Raw genomic sequence first — 16,434 nt, 5'->3', positions numbered from 1 at the left:
CGGCGTGAGTATAGGGAGCAAAATAAGATTTCTTTTATTGATATTGGGCGCCTGCTGCATTGTTACAGCTGTTTCATTAAGGCACTCCATTACTAAAAAGGAGCTCCTCCGGCATGAAGCCGCAAGTCTTCAATCCAGCCTGGCTCAAAAAGAACGGAAGGTTTACGAGTTTCTTTCTAATAAAGAGGAGCTAAAAAATGCAAGACTTTTTCATGAAAATGAAGAACTAGGGCTTGCGTTCGTTGCAAGGTATCGCGACCAGGGTGTAAATCTTCTTACTTATAAGGGTAGTGAGCTGGTGTACTGGAGCTCAATTAGGGCCATTCCATCAAATCCAGACCTAATTAGGGAAGGTTCATCGTTTTTACAGTTTAGTAACGGCTGGTATGAGGTGATCAAGAAGACGATTGAGGACGAGACTATCTTGTTTTTGATTCAGGTTGAAACCAAGTATGCCATACAAAACCAATACCTGGAAAATGGTATTTCTAAGTATCTCCTCAACAACAATTCGCTTACAAGGGCTACTTTTTCTGACTATGAGGTTCATCCTATTGTCAACTTAAATGGCAAAGTTCTTTTTGAAGTAAAACTTAAACAAGGATACTCGAAGAGTATTTATGCCAGCGTCGAGATTTGGCTGTGGGTAATCGGCCTTTTCAGTTTCTGCTTGTTTTTTAATTCATTTTGTTCCTGGCTTGCCAAGCGTGGAAACCTGCTTCCGGCAACCGCACTGATTGCTTTGTTCTTTTTGACGATCAGAATAACTGATCTTGAATATGGTTGGTTTAATCAGCAGTTCGAACTAGCGATATTTGATCCCAGTGTGTATGCGGAAAGTTTCTTCCTGCCATCATTGGGGGATCTGTTACTTAACGTGATTGCAATATCCTGGGTAGTGCTTTTTATATTTACTTATGCTAGTAAGTATACCATTCCTGACTGGCTGTCGCGAACTAAAATTGGAGGATTGATCTTTCAATTTATACTGCTAATTATTTTTGGTCTCCTGGCTTTTCTGTTTGACCAGATATTTTTAGGGCTTATCGAGAATTCAAAGATTGATTTTGACATTACTGATGTTATTAACCTGGGTTGGATCAGCTGGATTAGTATAATTATCCTGTGTCTTGTATGGTTCAATATCTATATCATTGCAAGTGTTTTTATGCAGGTTTCTTTGCAGCTTAATGTAACGAACAGAGAGCGCCTATTGTTATTCTTTTCAGTTTTTCTGGCTTATTTTCTGTTTAGACTTCAAGCCGGATTTACAAGTTACTTTGTTCTATACGCCTTGTTCGTATTTATCATTGGATGGAACTTTTATATCAGAGAAAACAAGTTCTCAATAAGTGTATTTGCCGCATTGTTTTTTTGTCTCGCGACTATATCCTCTCTTAAGTATCAGCAATTTATTGACGACAAAGAAAGAACAAACAGGATTGCAATTGGTCAAAAACTCATTGAACCCGATGACATCTCTGTGATCAGTACTATTGAGAATTTAGAGAATGGCATATTGTCTAATAACTTTGTAATCAACTATTACAAGCAGCCTGCGCTAAATAGCGTTTTTGGGCTTACAAAAAACATTGAGAAGCAGTATCTTGATGATTTTTTACCCCGCTTTGAATACAATATTTTTGTTTATAACAGCCTTGATTCGTCGACAGCTGTACAGAAGACGCTACCACTTTCTTACTTTAAAAAGCTTGTACAGGCTGGCTCGATTAAGATTTCGGAATCAAACTTCTTTTATCGTCTCAATGATACTTTCGGCTTTCAAAATTATTTCGGAATTATTCCGATTTATGAGGCTGGGAGAAATCTAGGGACATTAGTTATAGAACTTAAATCGCAATCTTATAACTATAAAGGTCAGCTTCCCGGGATACTTGTGGATCAGTTAATTAAGAATGACAATGACTATAACAACTACTCAATTGCTTTTTATAAAGACGGAAAGTTGGAAAGTCAGTCTGGGAAATATACCTACAAGATATCGAGCGCTGAATATAGCCTGAAGCAGGCAAAATCATTCTTTTATAGTGATACCTCTTACTATTCGCACCTTGTCTATTCTCCGGTAAAGTCGAAACTAGTTGTGATTAGCAAGGAAAACGTTTCCAGTATCATGCTTTTGGCAACCTTGTCATTTTTCTTTTTAGTATTTATTATATTCTCTGTCATATTGTACACTATGATCTGGCTTTTAAAAAATATCGATGAGAGTTGGGGCGGTTGGTTTAATATCAACAGATCTCTTATGATAAATGCCAACAAGATACTTTATAAAACGAGGATTCAGTTGTCCATTGTTCTGTCTGTGGTAGCGACATTATTGATTGTAGGATGGGCAACTTACTTTTATATAAGCAAAGAGTATCGGATACAGCAGGACGATTTTATTAAGGACAAAATAAGAAAGGTTCAACAGTCTTACGAAAAGCAGATTGCAGTTAGTGGCATTCCACGTGTTTCAGATAACTCAATTAATGACTTCAACCAATTTGCAGACATTAATGCCGCTTATCTCAATCTATTTGATACGAATGGGATGCTTATCTATACTTCCTTGCCTAAAATGTTTGATCTCGGTATAATTAGCAAAAGAATGGGAGCCCTGGCTTTTATTAATCTTAGTAAGCTTCAGAAATCAGAATATGTCAATGCTGGTGAGAAGATCGGCTCTTTTACATACTCTGCAGCATATGCGCCTATTCGAGATGCGCAAAACCAGACTGTAGGTTACATAGCAGTTCCATACTATGCAAATGAAGCTGATTATCAGAGTAAGATTGGAATTTTCATTAATACCCTAATTAACATTTACGCTTTAGTGTTTGTAGGGATTGGTATTCTTGCTGTTTTTCTTGCAAATCAGATTACCAGTCCGCTTACGTTCATCCAGGAAAGCATCCGTAAAACGAAACTAGGGCAAAAGAACCAGCCGATTCAGTGGTCGAGACATGATGAAATTGGCTCATTGATTCGTGAGTATAATAAAATGATAGCAGCATTAGAAGAAAGTGCGAGTAAGTTAGCGAGATCTGAGCGCGAGAGTGCATGGCGGGAGATGGCGAAACAAGTTGCACACGAAATAAAGAACCCTTTAACACCTCTTAAGCTGGGTGTCCAGCTATTAGAAAAGTCTTGGAAAGAAAAGGATCCCAATTTCGAGTCAAAGTTTGAGCGCTTTAATAAGTCTTTCATTGAACAAATTGATAGCTTATCAACTATCGCTTCAGAATTTTCAAACTTCGCAAAGATGCCTGATACAAAATTAGAAAAGCTTTCCCTGCTTCCAATTATAAATCAGGCGGGGAATGTGTTCACTAGCTTTGAGCAGGTCGAGATTTATATTTTGAACCACGCCAGGGGGGAGCTTAGCATTCAGGGGGATAAAGACCAGCTGCTTCGTGTATTTAATAACCTTTTGAAAAATTCCATTGAAGCATCAAAAGACAATCAAAAGTCTTTAATTAAGATTACAATAGTTAATGACAGAAAGCAAGTTTATATAGAAGTGGAGGACAATGGAAAGGGAATAGATGAACAGCTTCGGACTAAGATCTTCGTACCTAATTTTACTACAAAGTCATCTGGAACCGGCCTTGGATTGGCATTTGTGAAGCAGGCAGTAGAAAATGCGGGTGGGTCCATTTCATTTAAATCTTTCCTCAATGTAGGCACCACATTTTACTTGACCTTTCCTCTATCTTAAATCGATTGAAGCGCGGCCCATTGTATGTCCGTCGGCATATAATATAACAGAATATACACCTTTAACAAACGTTGCGGGGTTTATCCAATCCATTTTATAAGCTGTGTTATCATCATTGAAAGAAATGGACGTTGAGCTTGTAAATTGCATTTCCTGACCATCTGCTTCGAACATATTTGATTCGTCTGCGAGGAGATTACCGGAGGGGTTAAATATTCTTAGATATATTTTATGATAGTCTTTATCCGCGAGTTGGTTAGGTATGATCTCGAAGGTAACGGTAAGCTTTTTAGCAGTATTCGCTTTTGTTACTTTGATGCTTTTGCCATTGCTTTTGACTTTAAAGGCGGTTATACTTACTGTTGATGCCTTTAATGCAGCGCTTGTTTTTATTCTGGCGTTAAGTTCTTCATTTTGCTTTGTAAGTGCTTCCGCCTCCTGATTCGCTTTAACAGCGGATGACTCCATGCTATCCATCTCCGACTTAAGATCATAGTTTTCTCTCTTAAGTTTCAAGATGTCTTCATTATAAGTTTGAAGGAACTCTCTAAGTTCTCTTACCTGGTTTTGTGCGTTAGTGAGTTCTTCCTGAGTTAATGTGCCCTTTTGAAGTGCTTGCTTAAGTTGAGCTATCTTTTCCCGAGCTAGCTTTTGCTCGGATATAAGTTTATTATTTAGAGATACATTTAATGAATTTACTTTATCCAGTTCCACCTCGATCTTTTCTACCTCAAGCTCCAAACGGTCTTTTTCGGTGTTCACGTTGACAAAACGCTGGCTTTCATGTTTGTCTTTTAAAAAAAGGTAAGCATTAGTGCCTAGTAATGCAGCAATAACTACAATAAGAAAATAGATCTTATTGCGGTCACCCTTATTTACTAACTCAGCCTTGTCATTCATTATTAAAATCTTTTCGTTTTAAGTAAAGCGCGAACATAGATAAAATATGTTTAAAAGGTAAAAAAAACACAGTTTTTATATGAGACTTTGAAAAAAATCGTTTACTTGCTGAAGTCTGTAACTAAAATGTATACATGACCACACAACTGAAACCAATTTTTATATTAAATACAGTAATTAAAAATGCTTAAAACCAGCATCTATTGGCTTTTATTATGTCTAATTATACCGTTACCGATTCTTGCGCAGAATACCTCAAAAATTGCTCCAAAAAGAGAGTTTAGAGGGGTTTGGGTTGCTACAGTATCTAATATTGACTGGCCATCTAAACCTGGGCTTAGTGCGGACCAACAGCAGCAAGAGTTAATTGGATTGCTTGAAAGGCATAAAGCGCAAGGTATGAATGCGATAATGCTACAAGTCCGCCCATCTGCCGATTCTTTTTATGCCAAATCACGAGAGCCCTGGAGCCAATGGTTAATGGGTAGACAAGGGCTTAGTCCTGCTCCCGGATATGATCCTTTAGAATTTGCGATAAAGGAAGCTCACTTTAGAGGCATGGAGCTTCATGCCTGGTTTAACCCATATAGAGCTACCACCAGCGCTGGTGCCATTACTCATCCAAGCCATATGACCAAACAGCGCCCGGAATGGTTTTTTAGTTATGCAGGTAAGAAGCAATTCGATCCAGGCATACCAGAAGTGAGGGAATATATTGTTCAGGTGATTCTTGACGTCGTCAAAGGTTATGACGTTGACGGTATTCATTTTGACGATTATTTTTATCCCTATAAAGTGGAAGGTCAGCGGATAAATGATGCCACAACTTTTAGTAAGTATTCGGATGGTTTTACAAATATCAACGACTGGAGAAGGAACAATGTAAACCTGCTTATTAAGAAATTAAATGACAGCGTTCATTTTTACAAAAACTACGTAAAGTTTGGGGTAAGTCCGTTCGGGATATGGAGAAATAAGTCTGAAGATACCCTTGGATCAGCTACCAGCGGTTTATCAAACTATGCGGAGCTATTTGCAGACTCGAGGAAATGGGTACAAGAAGGTTGGGTAGATTACATTAATCCACAAATCTATTTTAGTTTTTCCCGCCGCGTTGCCCCTTTTGGAACGCTCGTAGATTGGTGGAGCAACAATACGTTTGGAAGGCACCTTTACATTGGTCAGGCAGCCTATTTGGTAAATCAACGATCTGAGGCCGCCTGGAGCATTCCTGGTCAAATACCGGATCAAGTGCGATATATTCGACAAAATTCACGAGTTCAGGGAAGTGTATACTTTAGTTCTAAGTCATTTTCGACTGTAGCACGAGCCGTTGGCGACTCGTTAAAAAACGATTTGTACAAATACCCTGCTTTGCCCCCGCAAATGCCCTGGCTGGATGGTGTAATGCCTAATGCGCCCCAACAGTTTTCTGCAGAGGCGATGGCTGACGGTGTTCATTTGAAATGGATCAAGCCTCTTAAAGCGCAGGATGGGGAGACTGCATCGGGTTATGTAATCTACCGTTTTGACGAGGGTGAGGAAATACAAATCCTGAACCCTAAAAACATCTTAAAAATCAGCTTCGAAGACTTTACCTCATTTATAGACACAAATGCAGAGAAAGGGAAGCGCTATAACTATCTTATTACTGCGTTAGACCGTCTTAAAAATGAAAGCGACCCCAGTGGTCCAGTGGGTATTCAGCGTTAGCTAAACCTTTATAATGATTCTTTTATTGTACATCACCCAGAGAATCAGAAGCCAGAAAAGGACGAATGATACTGCCCAGGCAAGTGAAGCATTAAGTGGCGACAGGTTGCTCTGAAATCCTGAAAATAAATAGGTATTTAAGTTCCATGCAGATCCATCGGCTGCCTCCCAGGAGAGCATGTTCATGATTCTTGGCAGCAACCCTGAGACAAAGAACACGGTGATGGCATTGACGCCATATACAACAAAGGGCTTGGTGAACCTGGTATACTGCTGCACATCGATGACCCAATAACAACATGCCAAGATCATTGTTGCAATGCCGCCTGCATACAGCACGAAAGAACTGGTCCATAATGCCTTGTTAATTGGGAACTGTAGTCCCCATAATAAACCCAGCCCGGTGGCAACAAGCCCTGTGCAAAAAAGCCAGCTGACCTTTGCTGCCGGATCACGGTCCTTTCGTTTTAAATAGGCGCCTGCTAAAACGCCAACCAGTCCAGTAGCGATTGCTGGAATTGTTCCGAGAATGCCTTCCGGATCCCAAGTCTTTGAAGATTTCCAAAGATGGGCTTCACTTAAGACTAATCTATCAATCCAGGCACCAAGGTTTGTTTCTTTCTCTAAATTGGCGGCGCCGACACCGGGAACTGGTACAAACGTCATCAGTGCCCAATAGAACCCCAAGAGGACGATGATCAATCTAAATATATTCTTTTCGGAGGTTTTCAAAAATATTACTGAGGCAAAAAAGAAAACCAATGCTATTCGTTGTAAGACGCCTGGGATTCTGACATGTTCCAAGGCCTCCATTGGAGCGGTGAATATTTTGGGAAACAGTGATAAGAAGAGCCCTAATCCAAATAAAATTAACGCTCTTCGAAAAGCTTTCCATAAGGTTGAGGCGTGTAAGTTGGGATCCGCTTTTTTACTGCTCATAGCATAGGCGATAGATACGCCAACAATGAACAAGAAGGATGGGAATATTAGATCAGTTGGGGTACAGCCATTCCACTCCGCGTGTTCTAATGGTGAATAAATGTTTCCCCAGTCACCCGGGTTATTCACTAAAATCATGGCAGCAACAGTGGCGCCTCTAAAAAAGTCCAGTGAAAGCAAACGAGCAGGGGCTTCCGTTTGAGGGTAATTTGTAGCCATGTGATGTTAATCTGGTTGATAAGTACTAAAACTTGTAGCGAACAAAAGCTTCCATCGCTTCATATTCTGCAAGTCCAAGTTTGTCATAAGATTCTGCGGTTTCTCTATTCCTATCCTCAGCCCTCTTCCAAAACTCTCTGGCATCGTCTCCAGGAAATACTGCCCTGTCTTTTTGCGACTGATGCTTGAATATAGCGTATTTTTTTCTTTCTACCTCTTGCGGGCTTAAAGGAACTGCCATTTCGATCTCGTGTGTTTCAAACTCTTTCCAGGCGCCACGGTACATCCAAACCCAACAGTCAGCAACCCAAGTTTCCGTTTTCGCAAGTCTTTTCAGCGCTTCGATAACGATATTAAAACAAACAATGTGGGTTCCATGTGGATCTTCAAAATCTCCGGCTGCAAATACCTGATGTGGCTTTATTTTTTGCAATAAATCCATAGTAAGCTGTACATCCAGGTCCGTTACGGGGTTCTTCTGATTTTTACCACTTTCATAGAAAGGCAGTGCCATAAAATGAATGTGATTATCTTCAAGACCGCAGAAACGTGCACCGGCCATCGCTTCTCCTTTTCTTACTAAGCCTTTAACAGTTTGTATCTCCGGAGTATCGATTTGGTTGGGAAGTTTTTGTTCCATAAAACCACGCATACTTTGATAAAGCGTTGTTAGTTCCACGTTTGTAAAGCCCATTTTTTCAGAGAAGTCGATGCTAAATTCTACAAAACGCAAAGCGTCATCGTCCCAAACTGCGGTATTACCCGATGTTTGATAAGCAACATGGACGTCATGTTGTTGATCTACCAAACGAATAAAAGTGCCTCCCATGGAAATGACGTCATCATCTGGATGTGGTGAAAAAATCAAAGTCCTTTTTTTGGAAGGTTCGGCCCTTTCCGGTCTTTGAGAGTCATCCGCATCCGGCTTTCCACCTGGCCAGCCGGTAATAGTATGTTGTAGTTTGTTAAAAATGTGAATGTTAATGTTGTAGACAGGCCCATTATCCAAGGCTAGTTGTGCCATCCCGTGGTTATTATAGTCGTCCTCTGTAAGTTTCAATACAGGCTTACTTAAAGAGTTCGCCAACCACAATACAGCTTTTCTGGTTAGTACTTCATCCCAAACGCAATCTTTCACAAGCCATGGGGTGTCGAACCTGGTAAGCAATGATGCTGCATCCTGATCCAAAATAAATTCAACATTTTGAGACAACTGGAGGTAAGTGGCTGGGACTTCACTGGATATTTCCCCTTCCACTGCTTTCTTGATGATGGATGCCTTCTTTCTATTCCAGGCCATCAATATGATTTCTCTCGCTTTGAAAATCGTTCCTATTCCCATCGTAATTGCTTTTGTTGGAACGAAAGTCTTTCCACCAAAGTCTCTGGCAGCATCCCTTCTTGTTAGATCGTCCAGGGTTACTAACCTGGTACCAGAGTTCGGAGCGGATCCAGGCTCGTTAAAGCCAATGTGGCCAGTACGACCAATACCTAATATCTGTATGTCCAAGCCTCCTAATTCCCCAATCTTTTTCTCGTAGGCTAAACAAAATGCAGGTATGTCTTCTAATTTCAACGTTCCATCCGGGATGTTTACATTCGCTTTATCTATATCCAGATGATTAAAAAGATTTTCGTTCATAAACGATACATAGCTCTGGGCAGCATCCGGTTGCATAGGATAATATTCATCTAAATTGAATGTTATCACATTTTTAAAGCTTAGTCCTTCTTCTTTATGCATCCTAACCAGTTCTGCATAAACAGAAATTGGCGTAGCACCTGTTGCCAGGCCTAAAACAGCCATTTCATTCTTTTGCTGTTTAGACTTTATGATGTTCCCAATGCGATGCGCTACATTAAGAGAAGCCTTTGTTTGATTTTCGAAGACAGAAACAGGGAGTTTCTCAAAACGGGTTTCCTCAAGGAGATTTAATCTTGCCATTTAAATGTTGTTAAAGGTTGACGGAGCAGTAAATATAGCCGCCTGTGCTCACTTTACCAACTAATTTAAAAAGTATTTATTTCTTTTTAATATAATTATATGTCTGTTGTGCGTTGATTATTAGGGTTTTATCAGCTATCATATTTGATGTGGGCTAAATTCCCTATTTTTGATTATTAAAGATTATGAACAACAACTGGAGGAACTTTTATAAGATATTAGAAAAAGAGGAGCGGATGATTATCGGACTGATGTCAGGTACTTCACTTGATGGCCTTGATGTTGCGCTGTGTAAGATTAAGGGCTGGGGGCTTCATACCGAGCTCGATATATTGAAGTTCCAAACTGTTCCTTATGGCGACGATTTCAAGAAGGACCTCAAAGCCATCTTTTCTAAAGCCCTGGTTGACCTTCAAATGATCGCAGTGATGAACGAAAGGGTAGGCCTACTGCATGCTGAAATGATTTTAAACTTACTAGAGGAATGGGGCATCAAGCCTTCAGAAGTGGATTTAATTGCTAGTCATGGGCAGACGATCTTCCATGCTCCTAAGTCATTGCATAATATGGGCGGTTATCCGAATGCAACGCTTCAAATTGGGGACGGAGATCATATTGCGGTTAAAACAGGCATTATCACCATTGCAGATTTCAGGCAAAAGCATCTTGCTGCTGGCGGTGAGGGGGCTCCATTAGCTGTTTACGGAGATTACTTGTATTTTTCACAACCTGAGGAGATTCGAATTATGCTTAATATCGGGGGTATCGCCAACCTTACTTATTTGCCTGGTGATGCAGATGCTGCAAGTATTTTTTCTACGGACGTTGGTCCGGGAAATACCATTATGGACCAATTTGTTCAAGCTAATTTTGAAGGCATGCAGTATGATGTAGACGGGTTAATAGCGGCTGAGGGCGAGGTGAATCTTAAATTACTGGATAGAATGTTGGAAGCTGAGTTCTTCAAACTTCCATTTCCTAAGACAACAGGGCCCGAGTTGTTTAACTTGCATTTCCTTGCTTCCGCTCAAGTGAATTCGGATACTCAAAATATCCCTTTTCAGGATGTGCTTGCTACCTTGAACAAGTTAACTGCTGCTGTGATTGCTAATTCTATCAAGCTATGTATTAAAAGCGATGCGCCTGTGACCGTCTATTATAGTGGCGGCGGTATTAATAATAAATTGCTGATAGCACACTTGAAATCTGATCTTCCTGAGATTAGTTTTGCATCGACTGATGTATTAGGGATTATCCCGGATGCGAAAGAAGCGGTATTGTTCGCATTGCTTGCTAACGAAACTCTAGTTGGAGACGCTATCGACTTTGCAAACAGAAGTGGTTTGCCCTCGATCACCATGGGGAAAATTTGTTTGCCATTCTAATGAAGCCCATCTGCACTTCAATAATTTTGTCTCCGTCTGAACTGTCGTCTCTGCCGGCAGATCTTTATTGTGTAACCTACAATTTTTTCTATTTTTGCATTAAAACAACTACTATGGCAAGTTTTGCGCTTACTACCGATACCTGGAAAAAAGTTAAGATCAAGTTCTTGAGAAAGTACCGGGATTTAGCACAGGTCGATCTTGTTTTTGAACCGGGGAAAGAAGATCTTTTGGTAGAACAACTTATGGGTCTGGTAAAGCGTGACAGAGAATACATAGAATTCACGATTAAAAAAGCTTTAGCTGACCCTGACGGAAACCGTCTGTAGTATTTAAGCGAAATACCCTTTCTTATTCAGCTGATTGCTTTTAACCGCATTTTTTTTTAAGTTTACTTCTACCCGGATCTTAAACGATGAAAAAAATTAGAATACTTTCAGCTTTTTGTCTTGTTGCTTTCGCAAGCCTCACCTGGTCTTTTAAAGAAGATCTCTTTCAGGTATCTAAAAACATTGACGTTTTTGCCTCTTTATATAAGGAAATCAATATCAACTACGTCGAAGAAACCAATCCTTCCGAGTTGATGAAAAACGGTATCGATGCTATGCTAGAAAATCTGGATCCATACACGGAATATATACCGGAATCCGAGGTTGAGGACTATAAGCTGAAATATGTCAGCACTCAATATGGTGGCATCGGAGCCAGCACACTGTATATCGAAGGTAAGCTATTCGTTAATGAGGTAAGTGAAGGTTATCCCGCGGATAAACAAGGGATTAAACCAGGAGATCAACTCGTCAAAATAAACAGTAACGAGGTTAAGGGGAAAGATCGGATGCAAATAAGTCAATTGCTTCGTGGACCGAAGGGCTCCACAGTAGATCTTGTCGTGATCAGGGACGGCGCAGTGATTACTAAAAAGCTTATCAGAGACGAGATCAGGCAGCCGAATGTTACCTATTCTGGAATGACAGAAGATCAATTTGCTTACATTCGTTTAGACAAGTTTCTTGAAAATTCTGCTCAGGAAGTCAAAGACGCAGCCAGCGTACTAAGCAAACAGCAGCCCAAAGGGATGATTCTGGATCTACGATACAATGGTGGTGGCATCCTTCAGGAAGCGGTTAAGATTGTTAACCTCTTTGTTAATAAAAACGTCTTGGTTGTTACTCAAAAGGGGAGGAATCCGCAAAAAACAATAACCTACAAAACTTATAATGACCCCTTATTGCCACAAATGCCATTAGTGGTGCTTGTGGGAGCTTCCTCTGCATCTGCTTCAGAAATAGTAGCCGGCTCATTACAGGACCTGGACAGGGCGATAATTGTAGGACAACGGAGCTATGGTAAAGGATTGGTACAGCAAACGTTTAATCTTCCCTACAATAGCTTAGTTAAAGTAACAGTAGCGAAATATTTCACTCCTTCGGGAAGGTGTATTCAGGCGCTGGATTATGCACATAAAGACGCAAGCGGAAACACTATAAAGTATGCAGATTCAGTAATGAGTAAGTTCAATACAAGTTCAGGACGAAGTGTGTATGATGGCAATGGAGTGTATCCAGATGTTTTTGTAAACGCGAATAAGCCTAGCCCAATCACTTCTTCCATCGTTACAAAGAATTTGTTCTTTGACTTTGCGAATGCATATAAAAAGAAAAATAAGGAAATTGCGCCTGCTTCTAGTTTTAAGATGACAGATGCAGAATATACCGAGTTTGTTTCCTCACTAGCAGGAAAAGATTACTCCTACTCTTCTCAAATCGAGCGCCTTCTAACAGATTTACGATCTGAAGCTGAAAAAGAGAATAAGCTTGCTGCGGTTAAGGCTGATTTGGACGATCTCAAAGAAAAGATGCTTGGAGCTAAAAAAACAGATCTGACAACTTATAAATCGGAGATCAAACGTGTATTGGAAACCCAGATTGTAAGCCGTTATTATTACGAAAAAGGAAAGGTTTTACAGGGCTTTCAATACGACAAAGAACTTGCAGCAGCTAAAGCCGTGCTTGGAAGCTCCACAAAGATGCTCGCAATCCTAAAGGGTGACGGAGAGTATAAAACTATCGGCAGCCCTGTAAAATCAATAGCCGCTAAAAATTAGTGAAGCTTAACTACTAAGCCGTTCATTGCATGGTTTAATTGAAGCTGACAAGCTAACCTGCTATTTGGCAAGAGGTCTGGCAGCGTATCCAGCATACTATACTCATCATCTGTCATTTCGTTAAGCTTTTCTTCACCTTCCAAAACGTCTACACAGCATGTCGCACAAAGTGCCATGCCTCCACAGGTAGCAAGGATGTCGTACTCACAGGCCTTTAGAAATTCCATTAAACTTAAGCCCATGTCTACAGGCGCTTCCAGTTCGGTTAGTGAACCATCAGAATTTTGTACTTGAATGAGGATATTATTTTCGTCCATAACTAGAATTGAGAAACTCCATTAACTGTGGTATATTTCATTGTATACTTAACACCAGGGTTCATGTATTGATAGGCGCTATGGCTCATTAATGCTGCCTCATGGAAACCGCAGAGGATCAATTTCAATTTATTAGTATACGTGTTAATGTCACCTATCGCGTAAATACCGGGAATGTTCGTTGAATAATCATCTGTATTTACTTCAATAGCACTTTTGCTAATGTTCAAGTTCCATTGCTCAATAGGTCCTAATTTTGGACTTAATCCAAACAAGGGAATAAGATGGTCAGCTTCAACTACAGTTTTCTCTAAAGATTTATTATGAACGATCTCTACCGTCTCGAGCTTTCCTTCTCCTGATACTGAGTTCAGGTTACTGTTTAATATCAGGTTGATTTTACCACTGGCGGCCAGTTCCATCACTTTGTTTACAGAATCAGGGGCGCCACGGAAGCTTTCACTGCGATGGACCAGTGTTAGTTCACTCACAATGTCAGCTAAAAAGATCGTCCAGTCTAAAGCGGAATCACCACCACCGGCGACCACCATTTTCTGGTCACGGTATTTCTCAGGATCCAGGATCATATAATTGACACCCCTTCCATTTTCAAAAGTTTCCAGGCCAGCTACAACAGGTTTGCGGGGTTCAAAACAACCCAGCCCTCCAGCAATCACTACTACTTTAGCTTCAATGATAGTTCCCATGTTAGTGGTTAACACAAAATCTGCCTCACCTCTTTTTTCCAATCCTTCTATACGTTCTCCCAATGTAAAACCAGGGTGGAAAGGTTTAGCCTGCTCCATTAGGTTTTCAACCAATTCCTGTGCTAAAACAGTTGGGTAGCCAGGTATGTCGTAAATTGGTTTTTTTGGATAGATTTCTGACAATTGCCCGCCAACCTGAGGTAAGTAATCAATTAAATGACAGCGCATTTTTAGTAAACCAGCTTCAAATATTGCAAATAAACCTACGGGTCCGGCGCCAATAATGGCTATATCAGTAGAAATCATGTATTTAAATTTTGTGCGAATTTACGAACTTTTGTTTTAATAATTAAGCTATTGTTGATTATACTATATAACCTGTAGAACTTCTGACGATCCTCTGATCTGATATTTTACTTATATTTGTTAATTAATGACTAAGAACCTATATTTCGCCTCAGACTTTCATCTTGGATCTCCTACTCATGAAGCCAGTCGCAAGCGGGAAGACCTTATAATTCGCTGGTTGAATTCCATAGAGCCCACCTGTGGGGAGCTGTTTCTTATCGGAGATGTTTTCGATTTTTGGTATGAGTATAATACGGTAGTTCCTAAGGGGTATGTAAGACTTCAAGGAAAACTTGCGGAGATGACTGATGCCGGCATTAAGGTTTATTTTTTTAAGGGTAACCACGATATGTGGGTTAATGATTATTTTACTTTAGAAATGGGCATTCAGGTTGTCAGCGACGAACTGTTAATCGAACGTAGTGGCAAAAAGTTCTATATCCATCATGGTGATGGCTTAGGTCCTGGTGATAGTAAATATAAGTTTCTTAGAAAGATATTCAGAAATCCGGTGTGTCAGTGGTTGTTTTCTTTGGTGCCGCCAAGAATTGGGCTTGGATTTGGTTACTGGTGGTCGAGCCATAGTAGACTTGCAAGCAGTTCCGAGGAAGTTTTCATGGGCGACGAAAATGAATGGCTTGCCGTTTATGCCAAAGAGCAATTGCAAAGAGAACACTTTGACTATTTTGTGTTCGGTCACAGGCATTTACCAATATCGCTGGATCTGGGTAACGGGTCTAGGTATATAAATACAGGTGAATGGCTCAATCATTGCAGTTACGCGGAGTTTGACGGCAAGGACTTAAGCCTCAAATATTTCAAAAACTATTAGGGCAAAGCCGTATTTTTGCTCCCCAAATAAATATTACATTTATTAATTTCTCTGAAAAGGATATGTTAGAAAAGTTAGAAGCCATCAAAATTCGGTGGGAAGATGTTGAGGAACAGCTAAGTAACCCTGATACTATGCAGGATATGAAGCGTTTCGCAGCGTTGAATAAAGAATATAAAGACTTAGGTAAAATTGTAGAAGAATATAAAGTCTACAAGAATGTGATGAGTAATATTGATGCAAATAAAGAGATCTTAAGTATAGAGAAAGACTCTGAAATGCGGGAGATGGCTAAAGAGGAGCTTGATATGTTGTTAAAGCAACAAGAGGAACTGGAAGAGCGTGTTCGTTTAATGCTGATCCCGGTTGATCCTGAAGATGCTAAAAATGCTGTGTTTGAGATTAGAGGTGGTACTGGAGGTGATGAAGCGGCTTTGTTTGCCGGAGATCTTTACCGTATGTATAGCAGGTTTTTTGATCAAAAAGGATGGAGAGTTGAAACAGTAGATGTTACAGAAGGTACTGCTGGCGGTTATAAAGAGGTAATACTAAAAGTGACTGGAGAGGACGTTTATGGCCAATTAAAGTATGAGTCCGGTGTACACCGCGTACAGCGCGTACCTGATACAGAAACTCAGGGTCGTGTTCATACGTCCGCAGCTTCGGTAGCTGTTCTTCCAGAGGCAGAGGAGATAGATCTATACATTAACCCTGCAGATATTGAGTTACACACCTCACGTTCAGGTGGAGCAGGGGGACAGAATGTAAATAAGGTGGAGACTAAGGTTCAATTAACACATAAGCCTTCAGGAATCGTTGTGGTTTGTCAGCAGGATCGTTCACAGCTTGGTAACCGGGTTATTGCGATGGAGATGCTTCGAAGTAAGCTCTATGATATAGAATTACAAAAGAAGAATGGTGATATTGCTGCACGTCGCAAAACGATGGTGTCTACGGGAGACCGTTCTGCGAAGATCCGGACCTACAATTATCCGCAAGGAAGGGTTACTGATCATCGCATTGGTTTGACGCTTTATAATCTGAATGGGGTGATGGATGGGGGCGTACAGGAACTAATTGATGCACTTCAGTTCGCTGAAAATGCCGAGAAGATGAAAGATGGTTCTGTAGCTTAAGGACTTACAATTAATTTAAAATATTTGTTGCTAATTAAAATAATCGCACTATATTTGCAATCCCGAAACGAAAGTAACGGGAAAACGGACCGGTAGTTCAGCTGGTTAGAATGCCGCCCTGTCACGGCGGAGGTCGCGGGTTCGAGTCCCGTCCGGTCCGCA

12 protein-coding genes and 1 tRNA gene are annotated in these 16,434 nt (G+C 40.4%); 8 read left to right on the top strand and 5 right to left on the bottom strand.

The window, feature by feature from the left end:
* Nucleotides 1–4 precede the first annotated feature (4 nt).
* Complete coding sequence (locus tag WKF66_RS00920) at nt 5–3,724, top strand: sensor histidine kinase (protein WP_489672520.1); 3,720 nt, start codon at nt 5–7, stop codon at nt 3,722–3,724.
* Here the strand turns inward: WKF66_RS00920 and WKF66_RS00915 are convergent.
* Nucleotides 3,716–4,624 carry a hypothetical protein gene (locus tag WKF66_RS00915; RefSeq protein ID WP_489672519.1) on the bottom strand — a complete coding sequence of 303 codons (909 nt, stop codon included), beginning with the start codon at nt 4,622–4,624 and terminating at the stop codon, nt 3,716–3,718. The two genes, WKF66_RS00920 and WKF66_RS00915, sit on opposite strands and share 9 nt — an antisense overlap.
* Before the next feature lie 183 nt (nt 4,625–4,807).
* Here WKF66_RS00915 and WKF66_RS00910 point away from each other — a divergent pair, with 183 nt between their 5' ends.
* On the top strand, nt 4,808–6,337 hold the full coding sequence (locus WKF66_RS00910; RefSeq protein WP_489672518.1) for a glycoside hydrolase family 10-like protein: 1,530 nt from the start codon (nt 4,808–4,810) through the stop codon (nt 6,335–6,337).
* On the opposite strand, the gene WKF66_RS00905 is transcribed toward WKF66_RS00910, so the two are convergent.
* Both WKF66_RS00905 and nagB read right to left on the bottom strand, forming a co-directional pair.
* Entirely contained in the window at nt 6,338–7,495 is a 1,158-nt protein-coding gene (locus WKF66_RS00905; protein ID WP_489672517.1) for an acyltransferase family protein, read from the bottom strand.
* Between the two features lie 25 nt (nt 7,496–7,520).
* Entirely contained in the window at nt 7,521–9,440 is a 1,920-nt protein-coding gene (gene nagB / locus WKF66_RS00900) for a glucosamine-6-phosphate deaminase (RefSeq protein WP_489672516.1), read from the bottom strand.
* Between the two features lie 185 nt (nt 9,441–9,625).
* Here nagB and WKF66_RS00895 point away from each other — a divergent pair, with 185 nt between their 5' ends.
* The 3 genes from WKF66_RS00895 (at nt 9,626) to WKF66_RS00885 (ending at nt 12,932) form a co-directional block, all read left to right on the top strand.
* On the top strand, nt 9,626–10,825 hold the full coding sequence (locus WKF66_RS00895) for an anhydro-N-acetylmuramic acid kinase (RefSeq protein ID WP_489672515.1): 1,200 nt from the start codon (nt 9,626–9,628) through the stop codon (nt 10,823–10,825).
* Nucleotides 10,826–10,938: 113 nt separating this feature from the next.
* Nucleotides 10,939–11,154 (top strand): hypothetical protein, encoded by a 216-nt coding sequence (locus tag WKF66_RS00890; protein WP_489672514.1) that lies wholly within the window; start codon nt 10,939–10,941, stop codon nt 11,152–11,154.
* Nucleotides 11,155–11,240: 86 nt separating this feature from the next.
* Nucleotides 11,241–12,932: a S41 family peptidase gene (locus tag WKF66_RS00885; protein ID WP_489672513.1), complete on the top strand. Its 1,692-nt coding sequence runs from the start codon at nt 11,241–11,243 to the stop codon at nt 12,930–12,932.
* Here WKF66_RS00885 and WKF66_RS00880 read toward each other — a convergent pair.
* Together WKF66_RS00880 and WKF66_RS00875 are read right to left on the bottom strand one after the other, a co-directional pair.
* Nucleotides 12,929–13,249, bottom strand: a complete 321-nt coding sequence (locus tag WKF66_RS00880) for a 2Fe-2S iron-sulfur cluster-binding protein (protein ID WP_489672512.1) — start codon at nt 13,247–13,249, stop codon at nt 12,929–12,931. The genes WKF66_RS00885 and WKF66_RS00880 overlap by 4 nt on opposite strands.
* 2 nt (nt 13,250–13,251) lie before the next feature.
* On the bottom strand, nt 13,252–14,262 hold the full coding sequence (locus WKF66_RS00875; protein WP_489672511.1) for an NAD(P)/FAD-dependent oxidoreductase: 1,011 nt from the start codon (nt 14,260–14,262) through the stop codon (nt 13,252–13,254).
* 127 nt (nt 14,263–14,389) lie between these two features.
* On the opposite strand from WKF66_RS00875, the gene WKF66_RS00870 reads away from it, so the two are divergent.
* The 3 genes from WKF66_RS00870 to WKF66_RS00860 all read left to right on the top strand — a co-directional run bounded on the left by WKF66_RS00870 (nt 14,390) and on the right by WKF66_RS00860 (nt 16,432).
* Nucleotides 14,390–15,136, top strand: a complete 747-nt coding sequence (locus tag WKF66_RS00870; RefSeq protein ID WP_489672510.1) for a UDP-2,3-diacylglucosamine diphosphatase — start codon at nt 14,390–14,392, stop codon at nt 15,134–15,136.
* Nucleotides 15,137–15,198: 62 nt separating this feature from the next.
* A complete protein-coding gene (prfA, locus tag WKF66_RS00865) occupies nt 15,199–16,272 on the top strand; it encodes a peptide chain release factor 1 (RefSeq protein WP_489672509.1) in 1,074 nt (357 codons plus the stop codon).
* Between the two features lie 86 nt (nt 16,273–16,358).
* Nucleotides 16,359–16,432: transfer RNA gene (locus tag WKF66_RS00860), tRNA-Asp, on the top strand.
* Nucleotides 16,433–16,434 lie beyond the last annotated feature (2 nt).

Source organism: Pedobacter sp. (assembly GCF_037719805.1).
In the GTDB taxonomy this organism is placed as follows: domain Bacteria; phylum Bacteroidota; class Bacteroidia; order Sphingobacteriales; family Sphingobacteriaceae; genus Pedobacter.
This window is presented reverse-complemented; position numbering and strand designations above follow the sequence as displayed.